This is a genomic window from Brevundimonas sp. PAMC22021, from assembly GCF_019443405.1.
GTDB lineage: Bacteria > Pseudomonadota > Alphaproteobacteria > Caulobacterales > Caulobacteraceae > Brevundimonas.
Window position 1 is genome coordinate 1,976,204 of sequence record NZ_CP080376.1, and the last position, 14,345, is coordinate 1,990,548.

Sequence of the window (14,345 nt, forward strand, 5' to 3'; positions counted from 1 at the left end):
CCTCCTGAAATCCGATGATCTCAGGATGAGCCAGTCACTTTACGACGTAAAGTACTTTTTTGTGTCAGCGGAACGGCGGCTCGTCGAAGGCGCGCAGCTTGCGGGAATGCAGGCGTTGCCCCTCCGCGCGCATCAGGTCGATGGCCTGGATGCCGATCTGCAGGTGTTCGGAGATCGAGCCCTCGTAGAACCGGTTCGCCTGACCCGGCAGCTTGATCTCGCCATGCAGCGGCTTGTCCGACACGCACAGCAGGGTCCCGTAGGGCACACGGAAACGATAGCCCTGGGCGGCGATGGTGGCGGACTCCATGTCGATGGCGACGGCCCGGCTCTGGTTGAACCGCAGCGCCGACTTGGAATAGCGCAGCTCCCAGTTCCGATCGTCGGTGGTCACCACCGTGCCGGTGCGCAGGCGGCGCTTGACCTCTTCGCCCGGCATGCCGCTGACCGACTTGGTGGCGTCATAGAGGGCGCGCTGCACCTCGGCGATCGAGGGGATCGGAATGTCCGGCGGCAGCACCGCGTCCAGCACATGGTCGTCGCGCAGATAGGCGTGGGCCAGCACATAGTCGCCGATCGACTGGCTGGCGCGCAGGCCCCCGCAGTGACCGATCATAAGCCACACGTGCGGCCGGATCACCGCGAGGTGGTCGGTGATGGTCTTGGCGTTGGACGGGCCCACGCCGATGTTGACCACGGTGATCCCCTTCCCGCCCGGCGCGGTCAGGTGATAGGCGGGCATCTGGTGCTTCTTCCAGGCGTTCTCGCTGAGCGCCGCATCCGGATCGGCGGTGTCGCGCGTCACCACCACGCCGCCCGCACACGACAGCTTGTCGTAGGGGCTGTTCGGCGCCTTCAGCTGCTCGCAGGCCCAGCGCACGAACTCGTCGATGTAGCGATTGTAGTTGGTGAACAGCACATAGGACTGCATGTCCTCGACCGGCGTGCCGGTGTAGTGCCGCAGCCGCGCCAGCGAGAAGTCCGTCCGCAGGCCGTCGAAGTGCGACAGCGGAAAGTCGCCGGACGGGTCAAACAGGCCGTCGGCGATCTCGTCGCCAATGTGCGCCAGGTCCGTGGTCGGGAACCAGCGCGCCAGCCCCGCCGTCATCGACCGGTCCAGCGCCACGTCGAGTCCGTCGGTCACATAGGGGAAGGGAATTTCCTGGCGGGACAGCCCGACGTCGAAGGTCGCGCCATACTCCCGCTCCAGCAGGCTCAGTTGCTCGGTCAGATAGGCGCGGAACAGTTCCGGCCGCGTGATGGTGGTGCTGTAGGTTCCGCGATGCGCCAGCCGGGCGTAGGCGCGAGGCTCCAGGGCCTGGGTGCGGTCGCCGTCCCACAGCACTCGCAGCTCGGGATAGGCGAACAGGCCGTCGGCGCGCTCGGCCGCATCGGGGCGAGCGCCGGTCTCCACGAAGGCGCGCACGGCGCCTCGCAGATTGCCCACGGATTGATTGTAGAGGGTTTCGAGGCGGTCCAGCGCCGCCTCAGCCGTCATCGGCTGTGTATTGGTGTCTGTCATGGCCTCCTTTAACGAAGGATCGTGACTTTGGCGAGACGGCGGCGAGCGGACGCGCCCAGGCTTGGGGCTTATCGACACCGCGCCGGTTGCGATCATCCGCCGCATGGCGCATCTGGCGCCCATGACCGCTTCCGCCGCCCTCCCCGCCCGGCGCGAGCCCGGCTTCGTCGAGTTCGTTTGTCTGATCGCCCTGATGATGGCGCTGAACGCGCTCGCCATCGACTCCATGCTGCCGGCCCTGCCGCACATCGGAGAGGATCTGGGCGTCGCCAACGAGAACACCCGGCAGTGGGTCGTGACCGCCTATCTTCTCGGCTTCGGCGGGGCGCAGCTGATCTACGGCCCGCTGGCCGACCGGTTCGGGCGAAAGCGCGTGCTGCTGACGGGGGTGGGCATCTATGTGCTGTTCAGCCTTTTGGCGACGCTAGCGCCCAGCTTCGAAACCCTGATCGCCGCCCGCGTCGGCCAGGGCCTGGGCAGCGCCTGCACCCGCGTGCTGGCCGTCTCCATCGTGCGCGACCGCTACGAGGGCCGCACCATGGCGCGCGTCATGTCGTTCAGCTTCCTGGTGTTCCTGGGCGTGCCGATCCTGGCGCCGTCGATCGGTCAGCTGATCATGCTGGTCGGCCCCTGGCGCTGGATTTTCGCAGGGCTTGGCCTGGTCGGCGTCTGCCTGATCGTCTGGGCCGCGCTGCGCCTGCCCGAGACGCTGAAGCCCGAGGATCGCCTGCCGATCCAGGCGCGCCGGCTCATGTCGGCCTACCGCGTCGCCCTGACCGACCGCACGGCCGTCGGCTACACCCTGGCCATGACCGCCATCACCGGCGCCCTGTTCGGCTTCATCAATTCGTCTCAGCAGATCTTCGCCGACGTGTTCGAGGCCGAGGCGCAATTTCCCGCCATCTTCGCCCTGATCGCCGGCGGCATCGCGGTCGCGTCACTGGTGAATGCGCGGTGGGTGGTGAAGCTCGGCTCGCGTCGCATCTCGCACACGGCCCTGATCGGCTTCACCTTCGTGGCCGCCGTTCATGCGGCGGTGGCGCTGAGCGGCCATGAATCCATCTGGACCTTTGCGGTGCTGCAGACCCTGACCATGTTCTGCTTTGGCCTGATCGCCGGCAACTTCGGCTCAATGGCCATGGAGACGATGGGCAAGATCGCCGGCACGGCCTCGTCGGTCCAGGGCTTCATCTCCACCATCGGCGGCTCGTTGCTGGGCTTCGCCATCGGCCAGCAGTTCAACGGCACCGTCGCCCCGATGACGCTGGGCTTTACCGGCTTTGGCCTGATGGCGCTGGCATTCGTGCTGTTCGCCGAGCGCGGCAAGCTGTTCCGCGCCCACCATGCGGCGGCGCCCGCCAAGGCTTGATCTTTGCCGTCATCCGGGGCGTTGTCCGTGCTCGAAAACAGCAGGATGACGTCCACGATGATCCGCACTCGCGCCGGCCTGGTCTCGGCCCTCGCTCTCGCCGCCGCGCTCGGCGTCTCGGCCTGCTCCACCACCGGAGGCTCAGACATGCCGCCCCTTCCCGCATCGGCCAACGCGCCGGTCGACTATGCGCGCGACGTCCACTCCTACGCCCGGCCCGAGATTGCGCGCGTGCGCCACGTGGCGCTGGACCTGTCCGCCGACTTCGCGGCCAAGACCCTGTCCGGCAAGGCGGCGCTGGACATCCAGGGCGTGGCGGGCGCCAACGAGATCATTCTCGACATCCGCGACATGGACATCCGCTCGGTGTCCGACGCGTCGGGCCAGCCTTTGCAGTTCGAGGCAGGCGCGAACGATCCGGTGCTGGGCCAGCCGCTGACGATCCGCTTTCCCGCCCTGTCGGCGGGCGAGACGCGGCGCATCGTCATCGACTATTCGACGCGCCCGAACGCCGCCGCCCTTCAGTGGCTCAGCCCGCAGCAGACGGCAGGAGGCCAGAAGCCTTATCTGTTCAGCCAGGGCCAGGCGATCCTCACCCGCACCTGGGTTCCGACCCAGGACAGCCCCGGCATTCGCCAGACCTATGACGCCCGCATCACCGCGCCTGCCGACCTCACGGCGGTGATGAGCGCCGAGATGCTGACGGAGGGCGGCGAGGCGGCGGCGAACGGCCAAAAGGCTTGGCGCTTCCGCATGACCAACCCGATCCCGCCCTATCTGATCGCGCTGGGGATCGGCGACCTGACCTTTGCGCCGCTGGACGAGCGCACCGGCGTCTGGACCGAGCCCAGCCGCCTGGCCGCCAGCGCGCATGAGCTTGAGCCCACCGCCGCCATGGTGGACGCGGCCGAGAAACTCTACGGCCCCTATCGCTGGGGCCGCTACGACCTGCTGGTCCTGCCGCCGTCCTTCCCGTTCGGCGGGATGGAGAATCCGCGCCTGACCTTTGCCACCCCGACGATCATCGCCGGCGACCGCTCGCTGGTGTCTCTGGTGGCGCACGAGCTGGCGCACAGCTGGTCCGGCAACCTGGTGACCAATGCGACCTGGTCGGACTTCTGGCTGAACGAGGGCTTCACCGTCTATTTCGAGAACCGCATCATGGAGGCGGTCTATGGCCGCGACCGCGCGATGCAGGAGCAGGTGCTGGGCTACGACAGCCTGCAGGAGACGCTGGCCAGCCTGCCCGCCGCCGACACCCGCCTGAAGATCGAGCTGGACGGCCGCGATCCCGACGACGGCCTGACCGACATCGCCTATGAAAAGGGCGCCCTGTTCCTGCGCACCATCGAGCGGGTCGTGGGTCGTGAGCGGTTCGACGCCTGGCTGACCGGCTATTTCGACCGCAACGCCTTCCGGCCGATGACCACCGAGCAGTTCCTCGCCGACGTCCGCGAGCACCTGACCCATAATGATCCGGTGCTGGAGCAACAGCTGCAGATGGACGCCTGGATCTATCAGCCGGGCCTGCCGTCGAACGCGGTCGCGCCGACCTCGCCGGCCTTTGCGCCGGTGGATGCGGCGGCCGTCGCCTTCTTCCGCGACAAGGGTCCGGCCTCGGCCATCCCGTGGAGCGGCTGGAACACCCAGCAGCGCCAGCGTTTCCTCGGCTGGCGTCCGGAGGGCTTGCGCGCCACCGCCGATTGGCTGACGGCCGCGCAACTGGCGGACCTCCAGTCCACGCTGAACCTGACCAACGAAGGCAACAGCGAGCTGACCTTCGCCTGGCTGCAGATCGCCATGGCGCACCGCTACCAGCCCGCCGTGCCGACCGCCGAACGCTTCCTGACTGAACAGGGCCGTCGCAAGTTCGTCCTGCCGCTGTTCACCACCCTGTGGGGCGAGGGCGACTGGGGCCGGACGTTGGCCCGCCGCATCTATGCGCAGGCGCGGCCCCTGTATCACCCGGTCACCACCGGCTCGGTCGATCAGCTGGTCGGGCGGCCTTAAGGCCCAGCATGCCCGAACTTCCCGAGGTCGAGACGGTCCGGCGGGGGCTTGAGCCGGTGCTTGCGGGCGCGCGGCTGTGTCGCGTCCGCATCAACCGTCCCGACCTGCGCTTCCCCTTCCCCGACCGCTTCGTCGAGCGGCTGGAGGGGGCGGTGGTGCAGCGCATCGAGCGTCGCGCCAAATACCTGCTCCTGCCGCTGTCCACGGGCGAGACCTGGATCGCGCACCTCGGGATGACCGGCCGCTTCACCCTGGACGGGATGCAGCTTGGGGAGTTCGAGGAGGCCGCGCCCATCGCCGGCAAGCACGAACACTTCAGCGCCTGCGCGATCCGCGACGACGCCGTGACCCGCATCGGCTTCGCCGACGCTCGCCGCTTCGGCTTCATGGGCCTGGTCCCGAGCAGCGAAGTCGAGACGCATCCCTGGTTCGCGGCCTTGGGCCCCGAGCCGCTCGGCAACGGCTTTTCCGCCGCGCATCTGCACGCCGCCTTCGCCGGCCGCAAACAGTCGATCAAGGTCTCGCTGCTGGACCAGCGGATCGTGGCGGGGCTGGGCAACATCTATGTCTGCGAGGCCCTTTATCGCGCCCGCATTTCGCCCACCGTCGCCGGCGGCAAGGTCTCGCGCCCGCGCCTGGAACGGCTCGCGGTCGAGGTGCGCAACGTCCTGAACGACGCCATCGAGGCCGGCGGCTCCACCTTGCGCGACTTCGCCAACGCCGAGGGCGGCCAGGGCTATTTCCAGCATCGCTTCGACGTCTACGGGCGCGAGGGCGAGCCCTGCCGGGGCGACGATTGTTCAGGCCGCGTCGCCCGCATCGTCCAGGGCGGCCGCTCCACCTTTTTCTGCCCGTCCTGCCAGAAGCGTTAGCCCTCCTTCGGCTCCGGTCCCCGGAACACGTCCAGACCCTCGACCCGATCCAACGTCACCGGGCGCCCCGTCTCGGCCGAGCGGTAGATGGCCTCCATGATGCGGTGGTCCTGCAGGCCCTCCTCGCCCGGCGTATGGGGCTGCAGGTTCTCCTGGATGCACTGGGCGAAGTGGTCGATCTCCAGCGCGAACTGGTTCTTGTGCGGGATGTTGGGTGACGTCTCGGCCGCCTGATCGCCCTCGCGCATCGAAATGGTCATCGACTGCCCGGTGTAGGCGAAGGCGTCGTCGACCCGGTTCCACGCCTTCTGGCTCTGGTAGCGCAGGGTCTTGTAGTTGTGCGCCGAATAGCTGGATGAGCAGTTGGCCATGACGCCCGACGGGAAGCGCATGGTCCAGGACACATTATCCTCGACCTCGCGGAAGCGCGGGTCCGAGGTGTCGGTGACGATGCGGGCGAACACCTCCACCGGCTCCTCCCCGGTCAGGGCGCGGATGGTGTTCAGGCAATACAGACCGATGTCGGGCAGCGAGCCGCCGCCCGCCAGCGCCTTGTCGCTGCGCCACTGGGCGGGATCGCCGTGGTCCTGGCTGTTGGACGCCTCGATCAATCGACCCGCCCCATGTTCGCCCGAGCGATACAGCTCGCGCGCCCGGCGGTTGTAGGGTTCGTACTGGCAACGATAGGCGATCATCAGCTTGACGCCCGCCCGCTCGCAGGCCGCGATCATGTCGCGCGCCTCTCTGGAGGTGTTGGCCATCGGCTTTTCGCACAACACGTGCTTGCCGGCCCCGGCGGCAGCCAGCACGTCGCGCCGGTGCAGGCCGTTGGGCGTGACGACATAGACGGCCTGGATGCGGCTATCCTGCCGGATGCGGTCTCAGTCGTCGTAGCCGTAGATCGCATCGGCCGACACACCGTACTGCCGGGCCACGGCCTGCGCCTTCTCCGGCGTCCCGGACACCAGCGCCACGACCTTGGCCCGCATGGTCTCGCCGAACGCCGGCAATAGTTGCTCCAGCGACAGCCGGCCCAGCCCCACGATCGCAAAGCCGACCCGCTGCTCGTCCGGCTGCGGCGCGGGCGGCGGGCTGGACGGCGCGTCGTTCGGCCCCTTCCATTCCGGAAAGGTCACCTTGCCGTTCTCCACCCGTCCGATGTCGATCTCGGGCGGTCGTTCAGCGCCCGCGCTTTGCGCCAGGACGGGACGGGCGATCATCGCGCCCATGCCAACCGATCCGGCGACGAACAGGGTGCGACGCGACAGGCGCAGGCTCTCGGGCGGCTGAACGGACATCGGTTTCTCCAGAAGGATCGGAAAACCAATCGCCGGTGGGCCGGATCGTTCCTCGCTCGGCCGCGCATGCGACAACCAAAGGCCGCGATCCGTCGTTAGAGCCGGATCATGCGTCGCATCCTGCTTCTTATCCTGGCCCTTATGGCCATGGCTTCGCCCGCGCTTGCGCAAGGGGCGTTTCGCTCTGACCGGATCATCGTGGAGACGCGCGGGCGCGGCCCCGACGTGATCCTGATCCCCGGCCTGGGCTCGACGGCCACGGCCTGGGGACCGGCGGTGAACCGACTGGACGACAACTATCGACTGCACCTGGTCACCGTGCGCGGCTTCGGCGAGACCGCCATCGCCGGCAACGCCGAGGGCGGGATTGAGGGGCCGGTCGCCAACGAGATCCGCCGCTACATGGCCGAACAGCGGCTGAACCGCCCGGCCCTGATCGGCCACTCCATGGGCGGACAGATCGCGCTGCGCGTCGCCGCCGACGCCCGCGAAGGCGTCAGCCGGGTGATGGTGGTCGATTCCGCCCCCTTCTTTCCCGCCCTGGTCGATGCGCGCGCGACCTCGGCCCAGATCGAGCCGATCGCCCAGGTCATCTATCAGGCGCTGATGCTGTTCGGCGATTCCGCCCTGACCAGCCAGATCGGCGGCTTCGGCGGTGATCTGGGCGCGGCGGGCGACATGGTGTTCGGCAGCCTGGGGCTTCAGGGCGGCGATCGCCGCATCCTGGCCCAGGGGCTCTACGAGGTGATGACCGTCGACCTGCGCCTTCGCCTGCGCGAGATCACCGCGCCGGTGACCGTGGCCTACGGCTGGAGCCGCGACGAGAACAATCCCCGCAGCAAGCTGGAGGCCTTGTTCCGCTCCGGCTTCGACAATCTGCGCACGCCCGCCCGGTTCGAGCCCATCGAAGGCGCCGAGCACCAGGTCATGAGCGACCAGCCGCAACGCTTCCTCGCCGCCGTGCAGCGGTTCCTCGCGTCTTAGAAAAAGAAGGGTGGCGGCGCCGCGAGAGCCGTAAAGAACAGTTTAAATCCTCTCGAGCCTGGATAACCAGGTGGGCGCCATATACCCAGGCCCTCGAGCCCGGACAGGGACAGCTCCCTTCGAGTGAATTAAGGCCGCGAGGATATGTCGTCTTCCTCGAACACCGCAGCATGACCCGCCGTCGATCAAGATAGGCGTGACGGGAACGCCTCTCAAGCGGTACGGTGATCGAAACCAGGGAGATCGTTGATGAGCCTGCTGAACGCCCTCATGGGCAACGCCAACACCCTCGACGCCGCCTCGGCGACGGCTGAACTCGGTCACATCCTGATCCCCGGCGAACGGGTGGAGCACGCCTACAAGCTGGTGCGTGACCTGATCGTCTTCACCGACAAGCGCCTGCTGCTCGTCGACAAGCAGGGGGTGACCGCCAAGAAGACCGAATATCATTCGGTCCCCTACGCCAAGATCAGCCACTTCAGCGTCGAGACCGCCGGCACGCTCGACATGGACTCCGAACTGAAGGTGGCGCTGTCGGGCGGCGCGATCTTTAACCGCACCTTTGGGCGCGGCGTGGACATCGGCGACGTGCAAAAGGTGCTGGCCAGCTACGTCCTGGCCTGACCTTCAGTCCGGCTCGCGCTCGCCGACCTCGGTCGGCCGCACGATCAGTATCCAGCCGTCGACCAGGTGCAGCTCCGGCGTCGCCGCCTTGGTGAAAGGCAGGTACCAGGTCGGGCCGCCCTCGGCGGGCGCGATTTCCAGCATGTCGTCGGCGCCGAAGTTCTGCACCGACTTGACTGTGCCCACGGCCTGGCCCGCCGCATCGCGCGCCTCGATCCCCAGCAAATCCGCCAGATAGAACTCGTCTTCCTCCGGCTCGGGAAAGCGGTCGCGGGGCACGTGCAGCTTCAAGCCGCGCAGGGCGTCGGCCTCTTCCTTGGTCGTGATTTCCCTGGCGCGTCCGACAATGCCGTTCTTGTCCGGCCGCGCCTGCGTCAGCGTCAGCCCCACCGACCCGTCCGCCCGCAACAGCGGCCCATAGTCCGTCAGCGCCAACGGATCGGCGGTGAACGCGGTCACCCGCACCTCCCCCTTGACCCCGAACCCCCCGGCCACCTGCCCGACCAGGATCAGTCTGCTGTCTTCCGGCATAAAAAAACCCCTCTCCCGTCGGGAGAGGGGTTGGGGTGAGGGGCCCGGCCCCAACAGGGACGCAACCGATGCCCTCACCTTCCCGCCGCTTTCGCGACGGGCCCCTCCCTCTCCCGCGAACGGGAGAGGGATCATTCGTTCAGGCTTACGCCTGTTCTTCGGTCGCCTCGGCGGCGGGAGCTTCTTCAGCAGGCGCTTCTTCGGCGGCCGGCGCGGGCGCGGCGGCGGCAGCGGCGGCTTCGGCCTTGGCGGCTTCGGCGGCGGCGGCGGCTTCAGCCTTGGCGGCGGCTTCGGCTTCGGCGCGGTCGGCTTCGCGCTGGGCGCGCTCGGCGGCGCGTTCCTGGGCCTTCTTGCCCGGTTGCGCGCGGTTCGGGTTGTTGCCCTGGGTCCAGGTCACCTTGGCCGACAGGGTCTCGTCTTGCGACAGGAAGCGCGCGACGCGGTCGGTCGGCTGGGCGCCCTTGCCGAGCCATTCGGCGATGCGCTCCGACTTCAGGGTGACGCGCGGCTGGGCGCCGTCCTTAGGCAGCATCGGGTTGTAGGCGCCGACCTTCTCGATGAACTTGCCGTCGCGCGGCGAGTGCGAGTCGGCGACGACGATGTGGTAGTAGGGGCGCTTCTTGGCGCCGCCGCGGGCCAGACGGATCTTCAGCATTTCAGTCTCTTTCTAAACGAAGGTCAGTTCTTTTTCGGGAAGCCCGGCAGGCCCGGAAGGCCTCCCGGAAGTTGTCCGCCGCCAAGACCGGCGAACCGGTCCTGGATGGCTTTCAGTTCGTCGGCCGAGGGCTCGGCCATCTTGCCGCCGCCCATGGCCTTGAGGCGGTTCAGGTCGGGTCCGCCCATCCCGCCGCCGCCAAGCCCGCCCAGCATGGCGGCCATCTGCTGCATCTTCTTGGGCCCGCCGCGCGCCATCGACTTGACCATGTCGGCCATCTGGCGGTGCTGCTTCAGCACGCGATTGACGTCCTGCACGTCCACGCCCGCGCCTGCGGCGATGCGCTTCTTGCGTGACGCATTCAACAGGTCCGGCTTCTTGCGCTCGGCCTTGGTCATCGAGGAGATGATGGCTTCCTGGCGCAGGATCATGCGGTCGTCGATGCCGCTCTCGGCCATCTGGCCCTTCATCTTGGCCACGCCCGGCAGCATGCCCATGATGCCCTGTAGCCCGCCCATCCGCTTCATCTGCTGCAGCTGGCCGGCCAGGTCGTCCAGGTCGAACTGGCCCTTGGCCAGCTTCCTGGCCATCTTCTCGGCCTTGGCCTGGTCCAGGTCCTGCGCGGCCTTTTCGACCAGGGCCACGATGTCGCCCTGACCCAGGATGCGGCCGGCGACGCGGCGGGCGTCGAACACGTCCAGCGCATCGACCTTTTCGCCGGCGCCGAGGTATTTGATCGGCAGGCCCGTGACCGCCCGCATCGACAGCATGGCCCCGCCGCGCCCATCGCCGTCGGCGCGCGTCAGCACCAGGCCCGTCAGCGGCAGCCGCTCGTGGAAGGCCTTGGCGGTGCGCACCGCGTCCTGGCCGGTCAGGCTGTCCGCGACCAGCAGGGTCTCGACAGGCTTGGCGATCTCGGCGACCTCGGCCACCTCGTTCATCAGCCCTTCGTCGAGCGTGATGCGGCCGGCGGTGTCCAGGATCAGGACGTCGAAGCCCTGCAGCCTGGCCGACTGCAGCGCCCGGCGGGTGATCTGCACCGCGCTCTCGCCCTGCACGATCGGCAGGGTCGCGACCTCGATCTGCTTGCCCAGGGTCGCCAGCTGCTCCATCGCCGCGGGGCGACGGGTGTCCAGCGAGGCCATCATGACCTTCTTGCGGTCGAACTGGCTCAGGCGCCGCGCCAGCTTGGCCGAGGTCGTGGTCTTGCCCGAGCCCTGCAGGCCGGCCATCAGCACCACGGCCGGCGGATTGGCGTTGGTGTTCAGCGGAACCGGCTCTTCGCCGCCCAGCATCTCGATCAGGCCGTCATAGACGATCTTGACCACCTGGTCGGCCGGCTTGACCGAGCGGATGACGTCTTCGCCGGTGGCGCGTTCGGTGGCGAAGGCGATGAATTCCTTGACGACCGGCAGGGCGACGTCGGCCTCGAGCAGGGCTGTGCGCACCTCGCGCATCGCCTCGGCCACGTCCTTTTCGGACAAGGCGCCGCGCCCGGTGATCCGGTCGAAGACGCCTGTCAGCCGCTCGTTCAGAGCCTCGAACATTCACTACCTCGTTTGGCGGGTGAGAACGGCTCCATACGACAACGGCCCCTGTGGACGATCACGTCGGCAGGGGGTTCTCGCCATCCTCGTTCTTTCCTTTAGGGCTATCGGCCTATCGGCCTGCTTGAGCCCGGAGTGGGCTGTGCTCAAGCAGCGCTGGGCGCGGCAGCACAACAGAAAAGCTGTCGTGATGGTGGAGACGCGAGGTTCACTTGCGCCGGAAGCGGCGGCTTATGACGGAAAAGCGGGTGCGAGGCAAGGCGGCGATCCGTCTTCACGGACCAGGGCGGCCTCGCATGCGGCTGGCCGCCCGGGGCCGCGCCAACAACGACCCCTGAAAGAGAAAACGGCAGCTCCGGGAGGAGCCGCCGTTTCCATCGTCACCTTGGCGTTAAGTCTTAGAACGCCCAGCGCAGGCCGGCGGAGAAGCCGACGCCGTAGCCGGTCGCCTCGCCGCGCAGGTTGGAGGTGATCAGGCCGTTGCCGTAGACGTCGCGGTCGTCCGAGATTTCCGTGTCGTCGATGCCGATGTAGGTCACCGCGCCGTCCAGCATCATGCCGGGGCGGACTTCCTTGGTCAGGCCGCCCGAGACCAGGAAGCGATCGCCGTCCGGGATACGGGCGGTGCGCTGGCCGTCCGGCGTCGGGGTCGGATCGAAGCCGACGCCGCCGCGCACGGTCAGGGTTGGGTCGATCTTGTAGTCGAAGCCGATCGCGCCGGTGGTGACGTCGTCGTAGTTCTGCTCGATCACGCTGTCGCGGGTCGAGTCCACGCGAATGGCGTCGAACTCGCTCCAGCCGATCTGGTTGACCTGGGCGTTCAGCGTCAGGCGATCGTTGACATGGTAGCGCGCCGACAGGGTGGCGAACCACGGCGTGTTGAAGCTGGCGGTGCCGCCGGCGCTGAAGTTGGCGGCGGCCAGGGCGCCCGCCAGGCCCGAAACGGAGACGTCGCCGTCCAGCTCATGTTCGATCTTGGAGCGGTAGGAGACGCCGAGATCCAGCGCGCCGAAATGCATCTGCGCGCCCGCGTTCCAGCCATAGTTCCAGCCATCGCCCTTCAGGCTGTTGAAGCCGTCTGTCGTCGAGGGGATGAAGCGGGCGGTCAGACCGCCGGTCGGCACCACGGTCGGCAGGTTCGGCAGGGCCGAGGTCAGCTCCGCGTCGGCGTACTGGGCGTCGAAGCCTGCGCCGATGTCGAGCCAGTCGGTGACCTGCATGGCGACCACGGCCGACAGGTTCACCGTCAGCAGTTCGGACTTGATCGCGTCATAGCGGGCGAAGTCGTCGGCGTCATATTCGGTGGTGAAGTTGTAAGGCGCCTGAGCCGCCAGGCCGATGGCGAAGCGGTCGCCGACCGGCAGGGCCACGGCGAAGTTCGGTACAACGCCGCTCTGCACCACTTCATGCACGTGCTGGTCTCCGCCGACCGGGGCGCTGCCGCGGAAGACCGAGCCCGCCGGGAACGGGGGCGTCGGCGCGGGCAGCGCGTAGGTCAGGGTCGATCCCCGATTGTCGACGTCGGAGTCGACGATCAGGCCGTGGGCGCCGAGGTAGACTTCGCGGCCGCTGCGGGCGATCGAGGCGGCGTTCCACCACAGGGAGGACGCGCCCATGTCGGCGCCTTCGCCCGAGTTGGCGCGGCCGATGCCGCGCACCGACTGTTCCTGCAGATAGAAGGAGCCAGCCGAGGCGGGGGCGGCGACGGCGGCGGCCGAGGCGGCGAGCAGGGCGGCGGCGCTGACGCGACCGAGAATCCTGGGGATCATGTTTCTCTTTACACCTAAGATGAAGCGCGCCCGGCCTTGCGGACCCGGGCTGTCGGGGAGCGCACGCACAGCGTTCATGGCGATGAAGCGTTGCCTGCGCGGCTCGTCTCGGACCGGTTTCTGGCGAAACTGTGTCGCCCGCGCCGCAGCGGATCACGGCTGCGAGAGCTTACGCAGCGGCATGTTTGCTGCTTGGAACTTCGTTTGAGAGGCTGATGTTTGCACAGCAGGGTGGTCGCCGCCGGCCGGGGCGACGGACTTGAGCTTTCGTGCTAGGCTCTCCATCTCACGGCCGCACCAAGTCCGCATCCGAGCCTCCATGTACGAAGTTCCCGACCTCGAAACCGACCATCCCGTCCGCTCCAGCGAGATCCGCATCTACGGCCTGGACGAGTTCGACGGCATGCGCCGGGCGGGCCGCATGGTGGCCGAGGCGCTGGACATGATCGCCGAGCATGTGAAGCCCGGCGTCACCACCGGCGAACTGGACGACCTGATCCGCGAATGGACCCTGGCGCAGGGCGCCAAGCCCGCCTGCCTGGGCTACAAGGGTTATGAGAAGACCACCTGCATCTCCATCAACCATGTGGTCTGCCATGGCATCCCCGGCGACCGGGTGCTGAAGCAAGGCGACATCGTCAACATCGACCACACCGTGCTGCTGGATGGCTGGTTCGGCGACTCGAGCCGCATGTATTCGGTGGGCGCCGTCAATCCGCGCGCGAAGAAGCTGGTCGACGTCACCTATGAATCGCTGCGCCTGGGCCTGGAGCAGGTGAAGCCCGGCAACACCTTTGGCGACATCGGCTTCGCCATCCAGAAGTACGTCGAGGCCCAGCGCATGAGCGTGGTGCGCGACTTCTGCGGCCACGGCATCGGCCGGGTGTTCCACGACAGCCCCAACGTCCTGCACTATGGCCGCCGGGGCGAGGGCGCGGTGCTGAAGCCCGGCATGATCTTCACCGTCGAACCTATGGTGAACCTGGGCAAGCCGCAGGTGAAGGTGCTGTCCGACGGCTGGACCGCCGTGACCCGCGACAAGTCCTTGTCGGCCCAGTGCGAGCATTCGGTGGGCGTGACCGAGGACGGCGTGGAAATCTTCACCCTGTCTCCCGCCGGGCTGTTCCGTCCGAACTGATCGGTGAACCGGAGCCGTTGTTCAGG

At 67.8% G+C, this 14,345-nt stretch carries 13 protein-coding genes and 1 other RNA gene; 6 read left to right on the forward strand and 8 right to left on the reverse strand.

Features of this window, described 5'->3' with window-relative positions; genetic code table 11:
• Nucleotides 1-64: 64 nt before the first annotated feature.
• The gene (locus KY493_RS09700; protein WP_219896148.1) at nt 65-1,522 is read right to left on the reverse strand and encodes an AMP nucleosidase; all 1,458 of its coding nucleotides are present in this window, start codon (nt 1,520-1,522) and stop codon (nt 65-67) included.
• Between the two features lie 121 nt (nt 1,523-1,643).
• Between KY493_RS09700 and KY493_RS09705 the strand changes: the two genes are divergently transcribed.
• The 3 genes from KY493_RS09705 to mutM are packed head-to-tail and all read left to right on the forward strand — an operon-like array spanning nt 1,644 to nt 5,773.
• Nucleotides 1,644-2,891 carry a multidrug effflux MFS transporter gene (locus KY493_RS09705; RefSeq protein ID WP_219896149.1) on the forward strand — a complete coding sequence of 416 codons (1,248 nt, stop codon included), beginning with the start codon at nt 1,644-1,646 and terminating at the stop codon, nt 2,889-2,891.
• A gap of 57 nt (nt 2,892-2,948) precedes the next feature.
• Nucleotides 2,949-4,901: a M1 family metallopeptidase gene (locus KY493_RS09710; RefSeq protein ID WP_219896150.1), complete on the forward strand. Its 1,953-nt coding sequence runs from the start codon at nt 2,949-2,951 to the stop codon at nt 4,899-4,901.
• Between the two features lie 8 nt (nt 4,902-4,909).
• The gene (mutM, locus tag KY493_RS09715) at nt 4,910-5,773 is read left to right on the forward strand and encodes a bifunctional DNA-formamidopyrimidine glycosylase/DNA-(apurinic or apyrimidinic site) lyase (RefSeq protein ID WP_219896151.1); all 864 of its coding nucleotides are present in this window, start codon (nt 4,910-4,912) and stop codon (nt 5,771-5,773) included.
• On the opposite strand, the gene KY493_RS09720 is transcribed toward mutM, so the two are convergent.
• Together KY493_RS09720 and KY493_RS09725 are read right to left on the reverse strand one after the other, a co-directional pair.
• On the reverse strand, nt 5,770-6,648 hold the full coding sequence (locus KY493_RS09720; RefSeq protein WP_370627376.1) for a Gfo/Idh/MocA family protein: 879 nt from the start codon (nt 6,646-6,648) through the stop codon (nt 5,770-5,772). The genes mutM and KY493_RS09720 overlap by 4 nt on opposite strands.
• 6 nt (nt 6,649-6,654) lie before the next feature.
• The gene (locus KY493_RS09725; protein ID WP_219896153.1) at nt 6,655-7,071 is read right to left on the reverse strand and encodes a Gfo/Idh/MocA family oxidoreductase; all 417 of its coding nucleotides are present in this window, start codon (nt 7,069-7,071) and stop codon (nt 6,655-6,657) included.
• Between the two features lie 108 nt (nt 7,072-7,179).
• Here KY493_RS09725 and KY493_RS09730 point away from each other — a divergent pair, with 108 nt between their 5' ends.
• Nucleotides 7,180-8,055 (forward strand): alpha/beta fold hydrolase, encoded by an 876-nt coding sequence (locus tag KY493_RS09730; RefSeq protein WP_219896154.1) that lies wholly within the window; start codon nt 7,180-7,182, stop codon nt 8,053-8,055.
• A gap of 12 nt (nt 8,056-8,067) precedes the next feature.
• Here KY493_RS09730 and ssrS read toward each other — a convergent pair.
• Nucleotides 8,068-8,230: non-coding RNA, 6S RNA (gene ssrS / locus KY493_RS09735), on the reverse strand.
• A gap of 74 nt (nt 8,231-8,304) precedes the next feature.
• Between ssrS and KY493_RS09740 the strand changes: the two genes are divergently transcribed.
• On the forward strand, nt 8,305-8,679 hold the full coding sequence (locus tag KY493_RS09740; protein ID WP_219896155.1) for a PH domain-containing protein: 375 nt from the start codon (nt 8,305-8,307) through the stop codon (nt 8,677-8,679).
• Between the two features lie 3 nt (nt 8,680-8,682).
• On the opposite strand, the gene rimM is transcribed toward KY493_RS09740, so the two are convergent.
• The 4 genes from rimM to KY493_RS09760 form a co-directional block, all read right to left on the reverse strand.
• Nucleotides 8,683-9,210 carry a ribosome maturation factor RimM gene (rimM, locus tag KY493_RS09745; RefSeq protein WP_219896156.1) on the reverse strand — a complete coding sequence of 176 codons (528 nt, stop codon included), beginning with the start codon at nt 9,208-9,210 and terminating at the stop codon, nt 8,683-8,685.
• A 145-nt stretch (nt 9,211-9,355) separates the two neighbouring features.
• On the reverse strand, nt 9,356-9,865 hold the full coding sequence (gene rpsP, locus KY493_RS09750) for a 30S ribosomal protein S16 (RefSeq protein ID WP_219896157.1): 510 nt from the start codon (nt 9,863-9,865) through the stop codon (nt 9,356-9,358).
• A gap of 23 nt (nt 9,866-9,888) precedes the next feature.
• Nucleotides 9,889-11,412 (reverse strand): signal recognition particle protein, encoded by a 1,524-nt coding sequence (ffh, locus tag KY493_RS09755; protein ID WP_219896158.1) that lies wholly within the window; start codon nt 11,410-11,412, stop codon nt 9,889-9,891.
• Nucleotides 11,413-11,810: 398 nt separating this feature from the next.
• Nucleotides 11,811-13,181, reverse strand: a complete 1,371-nt coding sequence (locus KY493_RS09760; protein WP_219896159.1) for an OmpP1/FadL family transporter — start codon at nt 13,179-13,181, stop codon at nt 11,811-11,813.
• 319 nt (nt 13,182-13,500) lie between these two features.
• On the opposite strand from KY493_RS09760, the gene map reads away from it, so the two are divergent.
• Entirely contained in the window at nt 13,501-14,319 is an 819-nt protein-coding gene (gene map / locus KY493_RS09765) for a type I methionyl aminopeptidase (protein ID WP_219896160.1), read from the forward strand.
• The last annotated feature ends 26 nt before the right edge of the window (nt 14,320-14,345 follow it).

Coding starts and splice junctions, on each gene's coding strand:
- map (WP_219896160.1), top strand. CDS start 13,501: ATGTACGAAGTTCCCGACCTCGAAACCGACCATCCCGTCCGCTCCAGC.
- rimM (WP_219896156.1), bottom strand. CDS start 9,210: ATGCCGGAAGACAGCAGACTGATCCTGGTCGGGCAGGTGGCCGGGGGG.
- mutM (WP_219896151.1), top strand. CDS start 4,910: ATGCCCGAACTTCCCGAGGTCGAGACGGTCCGGCGGGGGCTTGAGCCG.
- KY493_RS09710 (WP_219896150.1), top strand. CDS start 2,949: ATGATCCGCACTCGCGCCGGCCTGGTCTCGGCCCTCGCTCTCGCCGCC.
- KY493_RS09705 (WP_219896149.1), top strand. CDS start 1,644: ATGACCGCTTCCGCCGCCCTCCCCGCCCGGCGCGAGCCCGGCTTCGTC.
- KY493_RS09740 (WP_219896155.1), top strand. CDS start 8,305: ATGAGCCTGCTGAACGCCCTCATGGGCAACGCCAACACCCTCGACGCC.
- KY493_RS09700 (WP_219896148.1), bottom strand. CDS start 1,522: ATGACAGACACCAATACACAGCCGATGACGGCTGAGGCGGCGCTGGAC.
- KY493_RS09730 (WP_219896154.1), top strand. CDS start 7,180: ATGCGTCGCATCCTGCTTCTTATCCTGGCCCTTATGGCCATGGCTTCG.
- ffh (WP_219896158.1), bottom strand. CDS start 11,412: ATGTTCGAGGCTCTGAACGAGCGGCTGACAGGCGTCTTCGACCGGATC.
- KY493_RS09760 (WP_219896159.1), bottom strand. CDS start 13,181: ATGATCCCCAGGATTCTCGGTCGCGTCAGCGCCGCCGCCCTGCTCGCC.
- rpsP (WP_219896157.1), bottom strand. CDS start 9,865: ATGCTGAAGATCCGTCTGGCCCGCGGCGGCGCCAAGAAGCGCCCCTAC.
- KY493_RS09725 (WP_219896153.1), bottom strand. CDS start 7,071: ATGTCCGTTCAGCCGCCCGAGAGCCTGCGCCTGTCGCGTCGCACCCTG.